At 72.0% G+C, this 18,801-nt stretch carries 17 protein-coding genes; 6 read left to right on the top strand and 11 right to left on the bottom strand.

The genetic code is table 11. The annotated features are described in order from the left end of the window. Window positions 1-47: 47 nt before the first annotated feature. From AB0B63_RS18905 to AB0B63_RS18885, 5 genes are all read right to left on the bottom strand, one after another. A complete protein-coding gene (locus AB0B63_RS18905; protein WP_357020249.1) occupies window positions 48-599 on the bottom strand; it encodes a pyridoxamine 5'-phosphate oxidase family protein in 552 nt (183 codons plus the stop codon). Window positions 600-659: 60 nt separating this feature from the next. Further along, a complete protein-coding gene (locus tag AB0B63_RS18900; protein ID WP_357020440.1) occupies window positions 660-1,340 on the bottom strand; it encodes a gamma-glutamyl-gamma-aminobutyrate hydrolase family protein in 681 nt (226 codons plus the stop codon). A 95-nt stretch (window positions 1,341-1,435) separates the two neighbouring features. Continuing rightward, window positions 1,436-2,203 (bottom strand): 3-oxoacyl-ACP reductase, encoded by a 768-nt coding sequence (locus AB0B63_RS18895; protein WP_204923873.1) that lies wholly within the window; start codon window positions 2,201-2,203, stop codon window positions 1,436-1,438. Between the two features lie 5 nt (window positions 2,204-2,208). Further along, a complete protein-coding gene (locus tag AB0B63_RS18890; RefSeq protein WP_357020437.1) occupies window positions 2,209-3,555 on the bottom strand; it encodes an aldehyde dehydrogenase family protein in 1,347 nt (448 codons plus the stop codon). Window positions 3,556-3,674: 119 nt separating this feature from the next. Further along, window positions 3,675-5,039, bottom strand: a complete 1,365-nt coding sequence (locus tag AB0B63_RS18885; protein WP_208569292.1) for a glutamine synthetase family protein — start codon at window positions 5,037-5,039, stop codon at window positions 3,675-3,677. Between the two features lie 568 nt (window positions 5,040-5,607). On the opposite strand from AB0B63_RS18885, the gene AB0B63_RS18880 reads away from it, so the two are divergent. After that, window positions 5,608-6,156 carry a hypothetical protein gene (locus AB0B63_RS18880; RefSeq protein WP_357020244.1) on the top strand — a complete coding sequence of 183 codons (549 nt, stop codon included), beginning with the start codon at window positions 5,608-5,610 and terminating at the stop codon, window positions 6,154-6,156. Window positions 6,157-6,268: 112 nt separating this feature from the next. Here AB0B63_RS18880 and AB0B63_RS18875 read toward each other — a convergent pair whose 3' ends face one another. Further along, window positions 6,269-7,912, bottom strand: coding sequence for an amino acid permease (locus tag AB0B63_RS18875; RefSeq protein WP_357020241.1), 1,644 nt, complete (start codon window positions 7,910-7,912; stop codon window positions 6,269-6,271). A 452-nt stretch (window positions 7,913-8,364) separates the two neighbouring features. Then, complete coding sequence (locus AB0B63_RS18870) at window positions 8,365-8,622, bottom strand: flavin reductase (protein WP_357020238.1); 258 nt, start codon at window positions 8,620-8,622, stop codon at window positions 8,365-8,367. 325 nt (window positions 8,623-8,947) lie between these two features. On the opposite strand from AB0B63_RS18870, the gene AB0B63_RS18865 reads away from it, so the two are divergent. Both AB0B63_RS18865 and AB0B63_RS18860 read left to right on the top strand, forming a co-directional pair. Beyond that, the gene (locus AB0B63_RS18865; RefSeq protein ID WP_357020235.1) at window positions 8,948-9,715 is read left to right on the top strand and encodes a DUF5753 domain-containing protein; all 768 of its coding nucleotides are present in this window, start codon (window positions 8,948-8,950) and stop codon (window positions 9,713-9,715) included. Continuing rightward, window positions 9,706-9,906 (top strand): DUF397 domain-containing protein, encoded by a 201-nt coding sequence (locus tag AB0B63_RS18860; RefSeq protein WP_357020232.1) that lies wholly within the window; start codon window positions 9,706-9,708, stop codon window positions 9,904-9,906. The genes AB0B63_RS18865 and AB0B63_RS18860 overlap by 10 nt, the downstream gene beginning before the upstream one ends. Window positions 9,907-10,074: 168 nt before the next feature. Here the strand turns inward: AB0B63_RS18860 and AB0B63_RS18855 are convergent, their stop codons facing one another. The 4 genes from AB0B63_RS18855 to pcaF all read right to left on the bottom strand — a co-directional run bounded on the left by AB0B63_RS18855 (window position 10,075) and on the right by pcaF (window position 15,391). After that, window positions 10,075-10,575, bottom strand: a complete 501-nt coding sequence (locus AB0B63_RS18855) for a DUF456 domain-containing protein (protein WP_357020230.1) — start codon at window positions 10,573-10,575, stop codon at window positions 10,075-10,077. 201 nt (window positions 10,576-10,776) lie between these two features. After that, the gene (locus AB0B63_RS18850; RefSeq protein ID WP_357020227.1) at window positions 10,777-12,936 is read right to left on the bottom strand and encodes an EAL domain-containing protein; all 2,160 of its coding nucleotides are present in this window, start codon (window positions 12,934-12,936) and stop codon (window positions 10,777-10,779) included. A gap of 7 nt (window positions 12,937-12,943) precedes the next feature. Further along, the gene (locus AB0B63_RS18845; protein ID WP_208569286.1) at window positions 12,944-13,762 is read right to left on the bottom strand and encodes an SAM-dependent methyltransferase; all 819 of its coding nucleotides are present in this window, start codon (window positions 13,760-13,762) and stop codon (window positions 12,944-12,946) included. 423 nt (window positions 13,763-14,185) lie between these two features. After that, complete coding sequence (gene pcaF / locus AB0B63_RS18840; protein WP_357020222.1) at window positions 14,186-15,391, bottom strand: 3-oxoadipyl-CoA thiolase; 1,206 nt, start codon at window positions 15,389-15,391, stop codon at window positions 14,186-14,188. Window positions 15,392-15,589: 198 nt separating this feature from the next. Here pcaF and AB0B63_RS18835 point away from each other — a divergent pair, with 198 nt between their 5' ends. From AB0B63_RS18835 to AB0B63_RS18825, 3 genes are all read left to right on the top strand, one after another. Continuing rightward, window positions 15,590-16,555 carry a glutathione S-transferase C-terminal domain-containing protein gene (locus tag AB0B63_RS18835; protein ID WP_357020219.1) on the top strand — a complete coding sequence of 322 codons (966 nt, stop codon included), beginning with the start codon at window positions 15,590-15,592 and terminating at the stop codon, window positions 16,553-16,555. Then, window positions 16,548-17,249, top strand: a complete 702-nt coding sequence (locus AB0B63_RS18830; RefSeq protein ID WP_357020216.1) for a DUF998 domain-containing protein — start codon at window positions 16,548-16,550, stop codon at window positions 17,247-17,249. The genes AB0B63_RS18835 and AB0B63_RS18830 overlap by 8 nt, the downstream gene beginning before the upstream one ends. A gap of 205 nt (window positions 17,250-17,454) precedes the next feature. After that, entirely contained in the window at window positions 17,455-18,771 is a 1,317-nt protein-coding gene (locus tag AB0B63_RS18825) for a dicarboxylate/amino acid:cation symporter (protein ID WP_357020434.1), read from the top strand. Window positions 18,772-18,801 lie beyond the last annotated feature (30 nt).

The raw sequence follows: 18,801 nt of genomic DNA, 5'->3' as shown, positions 1-18,801 counted from the left end.
CTCATCCTGCCGTCATCTGCCCGACAGCGCACGGTGAGGGGGTGGGCTCAGAAGACCGGGAGTCCGTCGATGCTGGCTGCGTTCTTGGTCGCGCGGTAGGTGACCAGATCCTCGGCGGTCCGTCGGGAGTGTGACGTGAGCAACAGGTCGCGGTCGCCGCGATAGTCCATCAGGGGCACCGCGTAGCCGCAGGAGTCGCTGACCCGTTGCACCGTGACCCCGATCACCGCGCGGACGGCGTGCACGTCGGGCGGCTCGGGGAAGTCGGCCAGCAGGGCCGCGAAGCCGGGGTCGGTGACCGGGGTGGCGACGCCCCGCCCGTGCAGTCGGACGATCTTCGGTGGGCCGTCGAAGGCGCAGAACATCAGCGTGATCCGGCCGTTGTCCCGCAGGTGAGCGATCGTCTCCGCGCCGCTGCCGTGGTAGTCGAGCCAGGCCACCCGGTGCGGGCCGAGCACGACGAAGGTGCCCCGCATGCCCTTGGGGGAGAGGTTGACGTGCCCGTCGCCGCCGGTGGGCGCGGTGGCGACGAAGAACATCGGCTGCGCCTCGACGAACTCCCGCAGTCGCCCGTCCAGCGCCGGATACACGGTCCCCATGCGGCCATCCTCCCGCTGCCGACCGCATTTCGAGACAGCTTTCCCACCTGGCAGGAAGCGTCAGCGGTCCCGGGCCACCCTCACCAGGGCGGTCACCGGGCGCGGGTCGTCGTCGTTCTCCGGATGCCACTGCACCCCGAGCAGGAACCGTCGCGCCGGGTCCTCCACCGCCTCCACCACCTCGTCGTCGGCCCAGCCGGTGACCGTGAGCCGCCCCGGATCGGCCACCGCCTGGTGGTGGTACGAGTTGACCCGGTCCACCCCGGCCAGCACCGACGCCGTCCGGGTCCCCGACGCGAACCGCACCGGATGCGCCCCGTACACCCCCGGGGCGGGGCGGTGCCGGTCGTGACCCACCACGTCCGGCAGGTGCTGGTGCAACGACCCGCCGTACGCGACGGCCAGCAACTGCATCCCCCGGCACACCCCCAGCACCGGCAGGTCCACGGCGAGGGCGGCAGCCAGCAGGGCCGACTCCCCGGCGTCCCGGTCGGGGCGGGGCTCGGTACGCGGGTCCACCGGCTGGCCGTAGCGCTGCGGGCCGACGTCCGCGCCGCCGGCCAGCAGCAACCCGTCGAGCACGTCCACCACGTCGGCGTCCAGGTCGTCCGGGGGCAGCACCACGGCCCGGCCCCCGGCGGCGGTCACCGAGCGGACGTACGCCTGCGGGATCAGCGACGCCGGCACGTCCCGCCAGACCGCCCAGCTCGCCGGCTCGACGTACCCGGTGATGCCGATCAGCGGACGCGCCCGCCGGCCGGTCCCCGCAGGCCGGAGTGCGCGGGCCGGCGGGTGGCCGGGGTGGTCGCCGACCGGGCCGGGCCGGGCGGAACCGGTCACAGCGGGGTGACGTACGCGCCGGTGATGCCGCCGTCGACCACGAACTGCGCGGCGGTCATGAACGACGCGTCGTCGCTGGCCAGGAACGCCACCGCGGCGGCGATCTCCTCCGGTGCGCCGAACCGGCCCATCGGCACGTGCACCAGCCGACGGGCGGCCCGCTCCGGGTCGGCGGCGAACAACTCCATCAGCAGCGGGGTCGCGACCGGGCCGGGGCAGAGCGCGTTGACCCGGATGCCCTCCCGGGCGAACTGCACGCCCAGCTCCCGGGTCATCGCCAGCACCCCGCCCTTGCTCGCGGTGTACGCGATCTGCGAGGTGGCCGCCCCCATCAGCGCCACGAACGAGGCGGTGTTGATGATCGAACCCTTGCCCTGCCGGCGCATGTGCGGAATCGCGTACTTGCAGCACAGGTAGACGCTGGTGGTGTTGACCCGCAGCACCCGTTCCCAGGCGTCCAGCCCGGTGTCGAGGATCGAGTCGTCGTCGGGTGGGGAGATGCCGGCGTTGTTGAACGCCACGTCGACCCGGCCGTGCCGCTGCACGACCCCGTCGAAGAGGTCCCGCACGGCCGCCTCGTCGGCGACGTCGGTGTGCACGTACTCGCCGCCGACCTCCTCGGCGGCCCGTCCACCGGCCTCGTCGTCGATGTCGACGCAGACCACCCGGGCCCCCTCGGCGGCGAACCGCCGCACGGTGGCCAACCCGATCCCGCTGCCCGCCCCGGTCACCACGGCGACCCGGTCCTGTAGCCGACCCTGCACGCGCCTCACTCCTCTGTGCTGATGAAGACGTTCTTGACGTCGGTGAAGGCGTGCAGCGCGTCCGGTCCCAGCTCACGGCCGAGCCCGGAACGCTTCATCCCACCGAACGGGGTCCAGTAGCGCACCGAGGAGTGCGAGTTGACGCTCAGGTTGCCGGCCTGCACCGCGCGGGCCAGCCGCAGCGCCCGCCCGACGTCCCGGGTCCAGATCGAGCCGGACAGGCCGTACTCGGTGTCGTTGGCGAGCCGGACCGCGTCGGCCTCGTCGTCGAAGGGGAGCACCGAGACGACCGGCCCGAAGATCTCCTCCCGCCAGTGCCGGTCGGCCGGGGAGTCGGCGAGCAGCACCGTCGGGGCGTGCCAGAAGCCGGGGCCGTCGGGGCGGGTGCCGGTAAACGCGACAGTCGCGCCGTCGACGTAGCCGGCGACCCGGTCCCGGTGGGCTGCGGAGATCAGCGGGCCCATCTCGGCGGTCTCGGCGGCCGGGTCCTCCACCCGCAGCGCCTGCACCGCCGGTTCGAGCAACTCCAGGAACCGGTCGTAGACCGGGCGCTGGACCAGGATCCGGGAGCGGGCGCAGCAGTCCTGCCCGGCGTTGTCGAACACGGCGTACGGCGCGGTGGCCGCCGCCTTCTCCAGGTCGGCGTCGGCGAAGACCAGGTTGGCGCTCTTGCCGCCCAACTCCAGGGTGACCCGCTTCACCTGGGCGGCACAGCCGGCCATGATCCGGGTGCCCACCTCGGTCGAGCCGGTGAAGCAGACCTTCCGCACGGCCGGGTGGGTGACGAACCGTTCGCCGACCACGTCGCCCCGGCCGGGCAGCACGGTGAACACCCCCTCCGGCAGGCCGGCTTCGCGCCCCAACTCCGCCAGGCGCAGCGCGGTCAGCGGGGTCAACTCGGCCGGTTTGAGCACGACCGTGTTGCCAGCGGCCAGCGCCGGGGCGAAACCCCAGGCGGCGATCGGCATCGGGAAGTTCCACGGCACGATCACCCCGACCACGCCGAGCGGTTCGTGGAAGGTGACGTCCCACCCGCCCGGCACCGGGATCTGCTGCCCGGTCAGCCGCTCCGGCGCCCCCGCGTAGTAGTCGAGCACGTCACGGACGTTGCCCGCCTCCCACCGCGCATTACCGATGGTGTGCCCCGCGTTACGCACCTCCAGCTGGGCCAACTCCTCCAGGTGCGCGTCCACCAGCCCGGCGAACCGCCGCAGAACCCGCCCCCGCTCCCCCGGCGCAACCTGACACCACCCCTCGAACGCACCAGCCGCCCGAGAGATAGCCGCATCCACCTCCCCCGCCCCGGTGGCCCCCACCTCCGCCACCACATCCCCGCTGGCCGGATCGACCACCCGCGTCACGCCCCACCCCTTTCCCCGTCGATCATGGAGTTGTGGTGGCCCGCATAGACCACATACCGCCACACATCGTCCACCACAACTCCAAGATCGACGCAGACGGGGGGTGGGGGTCAGAGGCGTTCGAAGCCACGGGTCAGTTCCCAGTCGGTTACCGCGGCGTCGAAGGCGGCCAGCTCGACCTTTGCCTGGTTGGCGTAGTGGGCGTGGACCTCTTCGCCGAAGGCCGACCGGGCGATGTCGGAGTTCTGCCAGAGGGTCAGGGCGTCGCGGAGGGTGGGTGGGACGCGCTCGGCGGCCGGGTCGTCGTAGGCGTTGCCGGTGCACTCGTCGGCCAGCTCCAGCTCCTGCTCGATGCCGTGCACCGCCCCGGCGACCAGGGCGGCGATGGCCAGGTACGGGTTGACGTCCGCGCCGGGCACCCGGTTCTCCACCCGCATCCCCTGCCCGTGGCCGACCAGCCGCAGCGCGCAGGTGCGGTTGTCGGTGCCCCAGCGTAGCGCGGTCGGCGCGAACGAGCCGGGCTGGTAGCGCTTGTAGGAGTTGATGTTCGGGGCGAACAACACGCTCATCTCGCGCATGGTGGCGAGCAGCCCGGCCAGCACCCGCTGCCCGGTGACGCTGAGCTGCGCCGGCCCGTCGCCGAGCATCGCCGAGCGGCCGTCGACGTCCCGCAGCGAGAAGTGGATGTGGCAGGAGTTGCCCTCCCGCGCGTTGGGCTTGGCCATGAACGTGATCGACACGCCCTCCTGGGCGGCGATCTCCTTCGCCCCGTTCTTGTAGATCACGTGGTGGTCGGCGCAGGCCACCGCCTCGTCGTAACGGAACGCGATCTCGTGCTGGCCGAGGTTGCACTCGCCCTTGGCGCTCTCCGGGGTCAGCCCCGCGCCGGCCATCTCGGTGCGGATCCGCCGCAACAGCGGCTCCACCCGGGCGGTGCCCAGCAGCGAGTAGTCCACGTTGTACTGGTTGGCCGGGGTGAGGTCGCGGTAACCGCGCCGCCACGCCTCCTCGTACGAGTCGCGGTAGAGGACGAACTCCAGCTCGGTGCCGGCGTACGCGGTCAGCCCGTGGTCGGCCAGCCGGTCGAGCTGCCGGCGCAGGATCTGCCGGGGCGAGGCGACCACCGGGCCGGAACCGTCGAGCCACTCCAGGTCGGCCAGGAGCAGCACGCTGCCCGGCTGCCACGGCATCCGGCGCAGGGTGGACAGGTCGGGGCGCATGGCGAAGTCGCCGTAGCCGCGTTCCCAGCTCGACATGGCGTACCCGTCGACGGTGTTCATGTCGACGTCCACCGCGAGCAGATAGTTGCAGCCCTCGCTGCCGTTGGCGACCACCTGGTCGAGGAAGAACGGGGCGTGGAACCGTTTGCCCTGCAGGCGGCCCTGCATGTCGGTCAGGGCGAGCACCACCGTGTCGATCTCGCCATCGGCGACGGCGACCCGGAGCTGTTCCAGCGTGAGCGGGGCTTTCCTCATCCGTGCGCCTCCATCACCAAGGTCTACCGGGCCTAGCGGATCACCGTCAATGCCCCGTTCGGGCGGCCCGGCAAACCCCGCCCCGGGGTCCGCCGACCGGTCCGGGCCCGGTCGTCGGCCACACCCGGCGGGTGGCGGGGGCGCACCCGGACGCGCCGGTCCGGCGAGGGCGTTCCTGCCGGCCCTCGTGCTCCCCGCCGCATCCCGACGCCAGGCGACCCGGACGGGAATTGCAGCAGCACGCCACCCCGGAAACAGTTCTTGCACGCGCGGGAAAGAACTGCGGCGACACGCCGTTCATCCGTTCGGACAAACCATCGACACAACTATCCGTAATCACACAGTGACCTTGCGGGAGAGTCGCCGCGTTGCCAGAATCTGACCAATCGGGTGCGACGCTCGACACTTTCCCGAATGGCCAGCCCGTCTTTTCCGTCGACCACCTGCGCGGGTGCGCGCGATGCGCAGGTGCGTTCGTCGGGAAAACGGCTGGTCGGCGCACCGGTGACACCCGACGGTATTTCCGCACCGCCCGAACTGCTCCATCACGACGCACAAAGGACGCGTAATGACGAGAGTACGTCTGCGTGGCACGCCCCGCTCCTTCGCCGCCCTGGTGGCGATCGCCCTGTCCACCGTAGTGCTCGCGGTGGCCGCCCCGGCCCAGGCAGCACCCGCCTCCGGTGCCGAGTCGACCGGACACCTGATTCCCCTTTCCAGCGGAGCCGCCGGCCGGTCGGCGAATTCCTACGGCACGCTCGCCTCGACCTCGATAACGGGAACCGTCGGTTCCATAACTGTCACCTGCACGCTGACGCCGAGCACCCCGTTCATCTACTACGGCGGCCTGTACGGTGGCGGCGAGGAGGGCCTCGCGACGGTCCGGTGCACCTACCCCGTCTACGCGGCCCAGGTCGAGGTCGCCCTGTTCCGCTACGGCACCCAGATCACGTACGGCACCCACACGAACTACAGCACCACCACCACGACCGCCGACACCGAATACCCTCGGTCCAGCGGCGAGTACAAGACGGGCGCGGACGCCTACATCACCTGGACCTACGGCGGGCCGACCAGCTTCATTCCGCTCACCTTCAGCAACAGCATCAACCTCTGACCTGCCCCGCACCGGCGGAAACGCCCGCAGGCGACCGGGCAGCCCCGGGCCGGACCCTCCTTCCGGAGGTCCCCGCCCGGGGCTGCCCACCGTGAGACCCGGACAGTCGCGGTCAGGCCGGCCCGTCGACCCGCGCGGCGTCCACCGCCGCAGGCGACCCCGGCCCGGGTACGTCGACGGTGCGGCGCGGGCCGGTGAACCACGTGCGGGCCGAGGCGTACCACCAGATGCCGACCCCGAGCAGCACCCCGCCGACGGCCAGCGGCGCGTAGTTCACCGCCGACCAGCTGAACTCCGGGTTGCCGGGCACCCCGGCCGGCACGATCGGCAGCACGAAGTAGACCGAGATGATCACGATCTCGACCACCGCGATCCAGCCGAACACCTTGTACTTGCGCCCGAGCGTCCACGGCCCCGGCTCGAACCGGTCGCCGAGGCGCAGCCGCAGCGCGATCGGGATGACGAAGGACAGGTAGAGGCCGATCACCGCCACCGACACCACCGCGTAGAAGGCGACCGGGACGCCGTCGCGCTGGTAGAGCGCCGGCAGGGTGAGCACCAGGCCGGCCAGCGTCGCCCCGATGATCGCGTTGGCCGGGGTGCCGTTGCGGTCGACCTTCGACCACAGCCGCCAGCCGGGCACCGCGCGGTCGCGGCTGAAGGCGTACGTCATCCGGCTCATCGAGGTCACACAGCTCATCCCGCAGAAGAACTGCCCGATGGTGGAGATGATGATGACCGTCTTGAAGAAGAACGGGGTCAACGCGGATTCGAAGATCGCCCCGGAGAACCCGTTGGCCGCGTTGATCGCGTCCACGTCGGTGGCGGCGAACAGGAACGCCAGCAGCAGGATCCACCCGCCCACCGCCGAATAGAAGATCGACCGCCACAGCCCCTTGGCGGCGGCCTGCGACGCGCCCCGGGTCTCCTCGGACACGTGCGCGCAGGCGTCGAATCCGGTGATCGTGTACTGGGTGAGCAGGAATCCCAGCGGCAGCACATAGAACCAGAACGTCAACCCGCCGGTGTCGCCGTCACCGAACCCGGAGTTGTTGAACCGCTCGGTGAAGACGAACTGGAAGCTCTGGTGCCGGTCGGGCACCAGCAGCAGGATGGCCACCACGGCGGCGGCGCCGGCCACGTGCCACCAGACCGACACGTTCTGGAGTACGTCGATGATCCGGTGCCCGAAGATGTTGATCAGCGCGTGCAGGGCCAGGATGATCACGAACAGGACGAACGCCTGCCGCAGCGTCCCCGCCCACCCGTCGAAGAGCGCCGACAGGGTCAGGTTGAGGAAGGTGGCGCAGCCGTAGTCCACCGACGCGGTGACCGCGACCAGGCCGATCAGGTTGAGCCAGCCGGTGAACCAGCCGTGCACCGGCTTGCCCATCTTCGCCGCCCACCAGTAGATCCCCCCGGCGGTCGGGTACGCCGACACCAGCTCGGCCAGGCAGAACCCGATGATCAGGATGAACAGCGAGATCAGTGGCCAGCCCCAGGAGATGGCGACCGGCCCGCCGTTGTTCCACGCCTGCCCGAAGGTGGTGAAACAGCCGGCCAGGATCGAGATGATCGAGAACGAGATGGCGAAGTTGGAGAAGCCGCTCCACGTGCGGTGCAACTCCTGCTGGTAGCCGAGTTCGGCGAGTCGTCGGGCGTCGTCGTCCGGCGCGTGCGGTTGCCCGACGGTCGGCGGTTGCCCGTTCCCGGCGGTCGGCGGTTGCCCGGTGGTCGGCGGGGGCGTTGTGGCCACAGCACACCTCCCTGAGGTGGTACCCGGTACTGCCCGGGTGATCCCGGTGCGAGTGCGCCCGAGTCTCGTCCCGCCGATCACGACGGTCAATCCGTTCCCGGTACCGAACCCGTTACATCATGTCACCCCGGGCGGCGGTGGTCGGGTCCCCGGCGGGCGGTAATCGGGTTGCCCCGGGGCCGGCACCGACGGATGCTTGAGCCCGTGACCAGGCCCGATCGCGACGGGCCGACGCCGGGCGCTCGGCAGGAGCCCGGCACCACGGCGGCGCGGGGCGTCCACCTCTCTCTCACGTACGGCGTCGTGCCGTACCCGACGGGCGTCCCGCTCCGCCACCCACTCCCGCCCCGATCCACCCGCCTGGGTCGATGTTGCGGAATCCGCCGGGCACGGACAGCACCACTTCGGCCCAGGCGAGTCGCTCTTGCCGCCGACCGCCCCTGGTAAATCCCTCAGCCCCGGGCCCTGGCCCAGGACAGGAAGCGTTCGGTCATGCCGGTGGGCGGGTGGGCCGGGTGGAGTTGGGTGAGCTGGTTGGTGGCCTCGTGCATCAGGGTGCCGAGATAGATCAGCAGGGACATCCGGTCGTGCCGGTACTCGGTGAGCAGCGCGAGCTTGGCCGGCTGGCAGGGCCACTGCCGGCCGCAGTTGCGGCAGCGCCACAGCGGACGCATCGCGACGTGCGGGACGGGCGTACGGACCACCACCATCACCGCCCCCACAGCGCAGCGGCCTGCGCCTCATCGCCGATCAGGTCAGGCGACCGCAGGAACCGCTTGACGCTCCCGAGCACCCGGCGGGGCTGCGTCCTCATGATCCTCCACCACATGACCGAACCCTTCATGTCGACCTCCTCGCGTGCCTGGGAAGGGGCCGCTCCCACTGGCCAGAAAGGGAGCGGCCCCCGCGAAGTCGGCCCCGACACCGTCCCGTCAGAGCCGACCCACCTGAGGAAACCTTGCCCAGAGCGACGGGATCAGTACACGACGTTAATCTATGCTCAGGGACGTTCGTGACATCCACTATGGAGGCGGGATGAACCACGCGCTTCAGGAGGCCATGGCCGAGGCCGGCGAGACAGCAGAGAGTCTTGCCGCTCAAACAGGGGTCGACCCCAAGACGGCAGCGCGGTGGATATCACCGGGACGTGTGCCGCAACCGCGCCGACGGGTGACCGTGGCCGCGATCCTCGGCCGGGACGTTGGTGACCTATGGCCCGATGTCCTCAAGCGCCGCGAGCCACAGTGGCTGAGAAAATGGGTCGACTGGGAGCGCGAAGCCTTGGCCCTGCGCTGGTTCGAACACTGCTGGATACCGGGCCTACTCCAAACCGAGGCGTACGCGCGAGCCACTCTGGCACACAACCTGCTGCCTGCGGATGAGATCGAGGAACGCGTGGCGTCCCGGCTTGAGCGCGGCTCCATTCTCACCAGCGGCAGACCCCCGCAACTCGTCGCCGTCATCGACATGGCGGCGTTACGTCGCCCGATGAAGAGTCACCCCGCCGCAATGAAGGAACAGCTCACCCACCTGGCCGATGTGGCTGAGCTACCGCACATACAGATCCTCGTGGTGAGTGAGGACACTGGGCTCTACCCTGGACTACAGGGCGGCTTCATTCTTGCCACCCTTGGTGACGGCTCAGTAGTGGCACATCTCGATCATCAAGTGCGAGCGCAGGTGGTGAATGAGGGCGATGACCTTGTTACCCTCCAGCAGACCTGGGAGATGATCAGAGGCGAAGCCTTCTCCCGCAGGCAGTCACTCAACCTCCTCAAGGAAGCGGCGAGCACATGGACCTGACCGGCGCACAATGGCGCAAGAGCACCAGGAGCGGCAGCAACGGCGGCTCGTGTGTCGAAGTGGCCGACAACCTGCCCGGCGTCGTCCTGGTGCGGGACACCAAGGACCGCGACGGCGGGACCCTGACCTTCGCGCCGGACACCTGGCGGGCGTTCGTCGACCTGGCCAAGCAGATCGACCCTGCTGCCTGACCCTCCCGCCTGGCCATCGCCGGCCCAACCCGTCTTGATCCACTCGCCTGGGCCGATGTTGTGCCGTCCCTGCGGCTGGACACTGCAACATCGGCCCAGGCGAGTCAATCTTGTCGGCCGTCCGTCGCCCCCATTGAGTCGATCATGGCGAGCGCCCCGGTGCGGCGGTCAGGTGAACAGGAGTCCGGCCACCCAGAGGGCGGCGACCACCAGGCCGGCCAGGAACTCCACCATCATCGACAGGCCGGCCGCTTTCAACGCCTGCACCGTGGCCGGCCAGGCGAGCTGGTTGCTGCCCAACCGCAGCCGCTCGGCCCCCCACACCCCGCCGACGAAGCCGATCACCAGGCCGATCACCGGGATGACGAAGAACCCGACCAGCCCGAGCAGGCCCCCGACGAGCAGCGACGACGTCGGCACCCCGGTGCGCTTGAGGTTGCGCCCCGGCCAGGCGTACTTGATCACGGCACCGGCGGCGGCGACCACGGTGGCCGCGCCGAGCACCGCCCAGCGGCCCGGCCCGGCGTCGCCGAAGATCGCCCAGAGCAGCACCCCGCCCCAGCACAGCGGCAGCGCCGGCAGACCGGGCACCACCACCCCGGCCAGTCCGGCCACGATCGCGATCGCCGCGACCACCGAGACCGCCGCCCCACCATCGGTCAGGCTCACCCCGCCACCTCTCCCCCGCCCGGTCCCGCCCCGGTCACCTCGTCACCATGCCAGAGCACCCGGCTCCCCGCCGGCCACCCGTATCCGACCGGCCGCTTCCGGCCGCCCCACCCCGAACGACCACGCCCCACCCCGGACGACCACGCTCCGCCGGGCACCACCGCGCCGCCGACGACGCCCCCGAACCGGCCGGGGAGCAGGTCACTCCGTCGTCGCCCCGCGCAGGCGGGCGGTGATCTGGTCCGCCGGGGCGGGTGGGCCGAACCAGCGGCCCTGCCCGGTGTCGCAGCGCAACGCCCGCAACCGTTCGGCCTGCTCCCCGGTCTCCACCGCCTCGGCGGTCACCCACAGCTCCAGCGCGTGCGCCAACCGGACCAGGGCGTCGACGATCCGTTCGTCGCGGTGGTCGGGCGGGGAGTCGTCGCCGCCCCGGATGCCCTCGACGAACGGGCCGGCCAGCTTCAGGCAGTGGATCGGCAGCCGCCGCAGGTAGACCAGGTTGGAGTAGCCGGTGCCGAAGTCGTCGATGGCCAGCCGTACGCCCAGGTCCGCCAGCCGGTGCAGCGACCGTAACGGCTCCCCGGCGGTGCCCATCACGGCGCTCTCCGTCAGCTCCAGCTGCAACAGCTCCGCCGGCAGGCCCGTGCGGCTCAGCGCGCTGGCGACGGTGTCCACGATGGCCGGGTCGTCGGCCTGCCGGGCGGCCAGGTTGACGCTGACCACCAGTTTCGCCTCGGGGAACTCGCGGTGCCAGGCGCGGGCGTCGCGGCACGCCTGGCGCAGCACCCACTCGCCGAGCCGGACGATCAGCCCGGTCTCCTCGGCCAGCCCGATAAAGCGGTCCGGGCCGACCAGGCCCAGCTCCGGATGGGCCCACCGGACCAGGGCCTCCACCGCGATCATCGAGCCGTCCAGCAGGGAGACGATCGGCTGGTAGTGGACCACGAACTCGCCCCGGTCCAGGGCCGCCGGCAGGCCGGCGGCCAGCGCGGACCGGGCGATGTCGGCGGCGCTGCGCTCCGGGTCGTACACCGCCCAGCGGCCCCGGCCCTCGGCCTTGGCCCAGTACAGCGTGGTGTCGGCGGCCTTCATCAGCTCGGAGACGCTGGTCTCGCTGGCCGGGCACTCGACCACCCCGATGCTGGCCGAGACGGCGAGCTGGTGGTCGCCGACGAGCACCGGGGCGGCCACCGCGGCCAGCGCCAACTCGGCGACGCCGACCGCGTCGTCGATGCCCTCGCCCTCGTTGACCAGGATGACGAACTCGTCGCCGCCCATCCGGGCCACCAGGTGCCCCTGACCGATGACACAGTCGGAGAGCCGCCGGGCGATGGTGATCAGCAGCCGGTCACCGAGGTCGTGGCCGAGGCTGTCGTTGACCGCCTTGAAGCCGTCGAGGTCGAGGAAACACACGCCGATCCGCTGCTCCGGCCCGGCGTCGGCGAAGACCTGACCGAGGGTCTCGAAGAACAACGTCCGGTTGGGCAGGCCGGTCAGCGGGTCGTGCAGCGCCTGGAAACGCAGCCGCTGCTGGAGTTCGTACCGCTGGGTGATGTCCTCGATCATCGCGACCGTGAACCGGGGGCGGCCGTCGTCGTGCCGGATCAGCGAGACGGCCAGGTCCGTCCACACGACGGTGCCGTCCTTGCGGTAGTAGCGCTTCTCCACCCGGACGGTGTCGTGCTTGCCCTCGATCAGCTCCTGGTACAGCTCCCACATGCCGGCCGCGTCCTCGGCGTGGAACAGCGACGACACGTTGGTCTGCCGCAGCTCCTCCCGGCTGTAACCGAGCATGTCGGCGAACGACTGGTTGACGTCGATGATCTGGCCGTCGATGCCGGCGATGCCGATGCCGATGGCCGCGCCGGTGAAGACCGCCCGGAACCGGGCCTCGCTGTCACGGAGCGCCCGCTCCACCGCGTCCCGGGCCTGCCAGGCCGACCGGGCGATCCGCTCCTGCTGACTGAAGGTACGGTCGCGCAGCGCCCGACCGAATCCGGCGGCCAACCCACCCTGCACCGCCGCCACCCGGGCAGGCAGATCGGGCGGCAGGTCCACCGGGGGCAGCACCCGCTGCGGCAGCTCGCCGAGCGCCCGCACCGACCAGTCGAGGATGCGCGGCTCGGTCAGGTGCGCCTCCACCAGCGCCCGGCCCACCTCCTCCGCCGGGGTGGCGGAGAACTCCTCGGCGAGCAGGGCCTGCGCCAGCCGTACGGTGTGCACGAGCAGCAGCCGCTCGGTCTCGTCCGCGCTCATCGGCACGAACCCGAGCCGGCGTACCGCCCGGGCCCAGTCGGCGGCGTAGCCCTGGGCACCCGGACGGGCCGCGTCGGTGCCGCCGGGGTCCGGAACGGCGGACATGGTCGACTCAGCCGGCTGTGCGGTCGTACCGGGCGACGCCGCCGAACGCCCCGAACCGCTCGGGGTGCTCGTCCACGTCGGACGGAGAGTCGGGCCGCCACAGCGGCATGTGCACCACGCCGGGCTCGAGCAGCGTCCAGTCCCCGAAGAAGCCGGTGATCTCGGCGCGGGACCGCAGCGTGATCTCGGTGTCGGTACGCGCCGAGAGGCGCTGCGCGTCGAGCATCTCCTGGGGCTGGTCCTCGAAGGTGGAGTGCGAGACGACCAGGAAGCTGCCAGGTGCGGCGGCGGCCCGGAGGGTGGCGAGAATGTCGGCCGGCCGGTCGGCGTCGGGGACGAAGTGCACGACCCCGGCGAGCAGGATGCCCAGGGGACGGTCGAAGTCGATCAGGCCGCTGGCGCGGGCCTCGTCCAGGATCAGCTTCGGTTCCCGCAGGTCGGCGTGCACGGCGACGGCCCGGTCGTTGCCGGCGAGCAGTTCCCGGCTGTGCGCCACGGCGACCGGGTCGATGTCGACGTAGACGATCCGGGCCTGCGGGTCGGCGGCCTGGGCGACCTCGTGGACGTTGCCCACGGTGGGGATGCCCGAGCCGATGTCGAGGAACTGGTCGATGCCGGCGTCGAGCAGCACCCGGACCGCGCGGCGCAGGAACTCCCGACCGGACCGCATGGTGTCGGCGAGGTTCGGGGTCATGCTGGCGATCTGCTCGGCGAGCCGCCGGTCGATCTCGAAGTTGTGCGCGCCGCCGAGGAAGTAGTCGTAGACCCGGGCGGCGCTGGGCCGGCTCAGGTCGATCTCGGCGGGAAGTCCGTCGGGCGTCTGCATCGCTGTCTGGCCCCCAGTTCGTCGCCGCGGTGCGGGAGGGCACCGGTGTCGACGGCGTGCGCGGGCACGCGGAGCCGCACCGGCCGACCCGCGGATCGTGTGGTGCTGACCACTCTAGGCCCGTCCGCCCAGGTACGGGAGATCAGCTGACCCCGATCTGTGGCCGGCCGGGCGGCGCGAACAACCCGGACGCCCCGCCGTCACCCTGGGCTGCCACCCGCACACCCGACGGTGACACCTCCATCTCGCGGCTCGACCGGCCGGGCACCCGGCGTCGCCCGGTCGGCCGGCCGGTCGGTCCCCGGGCATTCCCCACCGGCCGGTGGCCCGCTCGACGGGCGAGCCGACGCCGGTCGACCCGCCGGGCCCAGCCGACGCCGGTCGACCCGCCGGGCCCACTCGACGCCGGTCGACCCGCCGGGCTCAGTCCACGGATTCCAGCAGCAGCGAGATGCCCTGGCCGACCCCGACGCACATGGTCGCCAGGGCCCGCCGGCCACCCCGGCGACGCAGCTCCAGAGCGGCGGTCAACGCCAGTCGGGCCCCGCTGGCCCCCAGTGGATGCCCCAGGGCGATCGCGCCGCCGTTCGGGTTGACGTGCTCGGCGTCCTCCGGCAGGCCCAACTCGCGCAGCACCGCGATCCCCTGCGCGGCGAACGCCTCGTTCAGCTCGACCACGTCCACGTCGGCCAGGGCGACGCCGAGCCGGCCGAGCAGCCGACGGGTGGCCGGCACCGGACCGATCCCCATGATCCGGGGTGGTACGCCGGCCACCGCCGCGCCGCTGATCCGGGCGAGCGGGGTGAGGTCGTACCGGGCCACCGCCGCCTCGGACGCGACCAGCAGGGCCACCGCGCCATCGTTGAGGCCCGAGGAGTTGCCGGCGGTGACGGTGCCGCCGGACCGGAACGGGGTGGGCAGCGCGGCCAGCTTCGCAAGCGAGGTCTCCCGGGGGTGTTCGTCGACCTCGACCAGCTTCGTCTCCCGCCGGCCGGCGGGCACGGTCACCGGCACGATCTCCTCGGCGAACCGGCCGTCGGCCTGCGCCTTCGCGGCCCGCTGCTGGGAGCGCAGGGCGAACTCGTCCTGGGCCCGCCGGTCGACGCCGAACTCGGCGGCCACGTTCTCGGCGGTCTCCGGCATCGAGTCGGTGCCCCAGCCGGCCGCCATCAGCGGGTTGACCAGCCGCCAGCCGAGGGTGGTGTCGTACACCTCGGCGGCGCGGGAGTAGGGGGTGGTCGCTTTCGGCATGACGAACGGGGCCCGGCTCATGCTCTCCACGCCACCGGCGAGCACCAGGTCGGCCTCGCCGGCCACCACGGCGCGGGCGGCGATGGCCAGCGCGTCCAGGCCGGAGCCGCAGAGCCGGTTGACGGTGCTGCCCGGCACCTCCTGTGGCAGGCCGGCCAGCAGCGCCGCCATCCGGGCCACGTTGCGGTTGTCCTCACCGGCCTGGTTGGCGCAGCCCAACACCACGTCGTCGACCCGGGACCAGTCCACCGCCGGGTGCCGGGCGACCAGTTCGCGCAGCACGTGGGCGGCCAGGTCGTCGGGGCGTACCCCGGCGAGGGCGCCGGCGTACCGGCCGATCGGGGTACGGACTCCGGACACGAGGTAGGCCACGGTCATCGACGCACGTCCTTCGGGGGTGGGAAGGGGCTGGCGGTGCCGGCGTCGCCCGGATCACAGGGACACCGGCCGTCAGGATATCCACGCCCGTGCCGGACGGCCCCCGGCCGGGGGTTGCGCCGACCCTCCCGGGCCGGATGGCGGCCGGGGCGGCCCGTGACGCCGGCCCGGCGGGCGGACGCCGGATAGGTTGGCGTCATGACCCGGGCCCAGTTCAGTGCAGAGACCTCCGGTGGTGGGGCGTTCGTCCGCCAGCCCAACCGGTTCACCGGCCGGGTCACCCCGCACTCCACCTCGCCCGAGGGCGGTGGGCCGGACGACCAGGGGCGCTGGCCGTTGGAGGCCGGCCGGTACCGGCTGATCTGGTGCCGGGCCTGCCCCTGGGCGCACCGGGCCATGATCGTGCGCGGTCTGCTCGGCCTGGACGGGGTGATCTCGCTGGGCACGGTCGACCCGATCCGCGACGAGCGCGGCTGGCGGTTCACCCTCGACCCGGACGGCTTCGACCCGGCGTTGGGCATCGGCTTCCTGTCCGAGGCCTACCTCGCCACCGACCCGGACTACACGGGCCGGGTGACCGTGCCGGCACTGGTGGACACGCTCACCGGCCGGGTGGTCACCAACGACTATCCGCAGCTCACCCTCGACCTTTCCACCGAGTGGCGACGCCTGCACGCCCCGGACGCCCCCGACCTGTACCCGGTGACGCTGCGTCCCGAGCTGGACGCCCTGATGGCCGAGATCCACACCGACGTCAACAACGGCGTGTACCGGTGCGGCTTCGCCACCTCCCAGCAGGCGTACGACGAGGCGTACGCGGCGCTGTTCGCCCGGTTGGACGTGCTGTCGCGGCGGTTGGCCGACCGGCGTTACCTGATGGGTGACGCGGTCACCGAGGCGGACGTGCGGCTGTTCACCACCCTGGTCCGCTTCGACGTGGCCTACCACGGGCACTTCAAGTGCAACCGGCAGAAGCTGACCGAGATGCCGGTGCTCTGGGCGTACGCCCGGGATCTGTTCCAGACCCCGGGTTTCGGCGGGACGGTCGACTTCGACCACATCAAGCGGCACTACTACGCCACCCACCGCGAGATCAATCCCACCGGGGTGGTGCCGGCGGGCCCGGACACCTCCGGCTGGCTCAGCCCGCACGGCCGTGCCTGACGCCGCCCGCGCCGTCGCCGGCCGGCTCGCCGCCGGCTGCGTGCTGCTCGGCGCGGTCGCGGTGACCGTCGCCGTCGGAGCCGGCCCGGGTGGCCCGTGGCGCGGGTACGTCAGCGAGGCCGGTGTCAGCGACAGCGCCTTCGCCTCGACGTACCGGATGGGGGTGTTCGCCCTGGCGGCGGCGCTGTTGTCGCTGGCCGCGGCGCTGCCGGTGACGTTGCGGCTCGCGGCCGGCCTGCTGCTGGCCGGCGCGGCCGGCACGGTGGTCTCCGGCGCGGTGACGTGCAGCGCCGGGTGTCCGCTGCCGCCGTTCGAGGCGGCGACGCCGGCCGACCTGGTGCACGCCGGGGCGAGCATCGTGGCGGCCGGGGTGACGGTGCTCGCCATGCTGGTGGTCGGGTTCCTCCGGCCGGCGACGCCGGGGCTGCGCCGGGTGGCCCGGATCGCCGGGGTGGTGGCGTTGCCGGTGGCCGGGGTGGTCGCGCTGGGCCTGCTGACGGTGGGCCGGGGTGACCTGGTGGCCGGGCTGGAACGGGTGCTGCTGGTGGTCTGTGCCGGCTGGGGCCTGTGCACCGCTCTGCTGCTGGCCCGGCACCGGCCGGCCGCCCCCGGACCGGACGACCGGGCTGTGCCCGGCGCGCGGGAGCACGCCGTACGTGACGAACGGATCACCAGGTCGAGAACCTCCGTGTAAGGAGCCTCACGGGGATCGCTCCTTCCACCTGTCGGCCGGCCGGGAGTAGCGTCGACAGGCGATGACCAATGTCTGGCACCTCACCGTGCGCCTGTACGTCGACCTCCGACGCCAGGCCAGTGGAGTCTGTCCGGCGCAGCCGCGCTCCTGACGCGCCCGCCGACCGACCCCTACCGACCTTGGACTCATCCTGATGGCTTCCACCCTGCGCAAATTCCCCTTCTCCGCCCAGATCCTGCTCGGCCTCGTGCTCGGCGCGGCGCTGGGCTTCCTCGCCCGCGAGGGCGACCTGGCCTGGCTGGCCGGCACCCTCGACACCGTCGGCGGGCTCTTCGTCCAGTTGCTCAAGCTGGCCGTCCCACCGCTGGTCTTCACCGCGATCGTGGTCAGCGTGGTCAGCCTGCGCGGGGTGGCCAACGCCGCCCGGCTGGCGCTGAGGACGCTGCTCTGGTTCGGCGTCACCGCACTGATCGCGGTGAGCCTCGGCATCGGCATCGGTCTGCTCACCAACCCGGGCCGGGGGGTGAGCCTGGACGTCGGCGGCGCGACCGCCCCGAAGACCACCGGCTCGTGGACCGACTTCCTCACCGGCATCGTGCCGACCAACCCGGTGGGCGCGTTCGTCGAGGGCAACGTCCTCCAGATCGTCTTCCTCGCCCTGGTCGTCGGTGCCGCCGCGCTGCTGGTCGGTGCGGCTGCCGAACCGTTCGTCGAGCTCAACCGCGCGGTGCTGGCCATCGTGCAGAAGGCGCTGTGGTGGGTGATCCGGCTCGCCCCGATCGGCACCCTCGGGCTGATCGGCCACGCCGTCGCCGCGTACGGCTGGGACCTGCTGGCCCCACTGGCGAAGTTCACCACCGCCGTCTACGTCGGCTGCGCCATCGTCCTGTTCGTGGTCTACCCGTTGCTGCTGGTCACCGCCGGCCGGCTCAACCCGCTGCGGTTCTTCGCCGGTGCCTGGCCGGCGATCGAGTTGGCCTTCGTGTCCCGGTCCTCGGTGGGCACCATGCCGGTGACCCAGCGTTCCGTCGAGCGCCTCGGCGTCCCCCGCGAGTACGCCTCCTTCGCGGTGCCGTTCGGTGCCACCACCAAGATGGACGGCTGCGCCGCGATCTACCCGGCGCTCGCCGCGATCTTCGTGGCCCAGGTCTTCGGAGTGGACCTCGGCGTCGGCGACTACCTGCTGATCGCCTTCGTCTCGGTGGTCGGTTCGGCCGCCACCGCCGGCCTGACCGGTGCCATCGTCATGCTCACCCTGACCCTGAGCACGTTGGGCCTGCCGCTGGCCGGAGCCGGTCTGCTGCTGGCCATCGACCCGATCCTGGACATGATCCGCACCGCCACCAACGTGGCCGGGCAGGCGGTCGTGCCGACCATCGTGGCCGCCCGCGAGGGCATCCTGGACCGCGACGCCTACGCCAACGCCGGCCGGCGCGACCTGACCGACGCCGACCTGACCGACGCCGACGGGACCGCCGACCGGCCGGCCCGCCGCGACGACCTGACGCCGGCACCCGCCTGACCACGACGGCTGCGATCCCTCCCCCGTCCT

This window comes from Micromonospora sp. NPDC049081, assembly GCF_040648835.1.
Lineage (GTDB): Bacteria > Actinomycetota > Actinomycetes > Mycobacteriales > Micromonosporaceae > Micromonospora > Micromonospora antibiotica.
Note: the sequence above shows the minus strand (reverse complement) of the source record. Positions and strands in the feature narration are given on the sequence as shown.

Bases quoted from the DNA above. Each gene is read 5' to 3' on its own strand.
- AB0B63_RS18885 (WP_208569292.1), bottom strand. From the start codon at position 5,039: ATGAGGAAAGCCCCGCTCACGCTGGAACAGCTCCGGGTCGCCGTCGCC.
- AB0B63_RS18860 (WP_357020232.1), top strand. From the start codon at position 9,706: ATGGACCTGACCGGCGCACAATGGCGCAAGAGCACCAGGAGCGGCAGC.
- pcaF (WP_357020222.1), bottom strand. From the start codon at position 15,391: ATGACCGTGGCCTACCTCGTGTCCGGAGTCCGTACCCCGATCGGCCGG.
- AB0B63_RS18880 (WP_357020244.1), top strand. From the start codon at position 5,608: ATGACGAGAGTACGTCTGCGTGGCACGCCCCGCTCCTTCGCCGCCCTG.
- AB0B63_RS18845 (WP_208569286.1), bottom strand. From the start codon at position 13,762: ATGCAGACGCCCGACGGACTTCCCGCCGAGATCGACCTGAGCCGGCCC.
- AB0B63_RS18870 (WP_357020238.1), bottom strand. From the start codon at position 8,622: ATGGTGGTGGTCCGTACGCCCGTCCCGCACGTCGCGATGCGTCCGCTG.
- AB0B63_RS18865 (WP_357020235.1), top strand. From the start codon at position 8,948: ATGAACCACGCGCTTCAGGAGGCCATGGCCGAGGCCGGCGAGACAGCA.
- AB0B63_RS18905 (WP_357020249.1), bottom strand. From the start codon at position 599: ATGGGGACCGTGTATCCGGCGCTGGACGGGCGACTGCGGGAGTTCGTC.
- AB0B63_RS18835 (WP_357020219.1), top strand. From the start codon at position 15,590: ATGACCCGGGCCCAGTTCAGTGCAGAGACCTCCGGTGGTGGGGCGTTC.
- AB0B63_RS18850 (WP_357020227.1), bottom strand. From the start codon at position 12,936: ATGTCCGCCGTTCCGGACCCCGGCGGCACCGACGCGGCCCGTCCGGGT.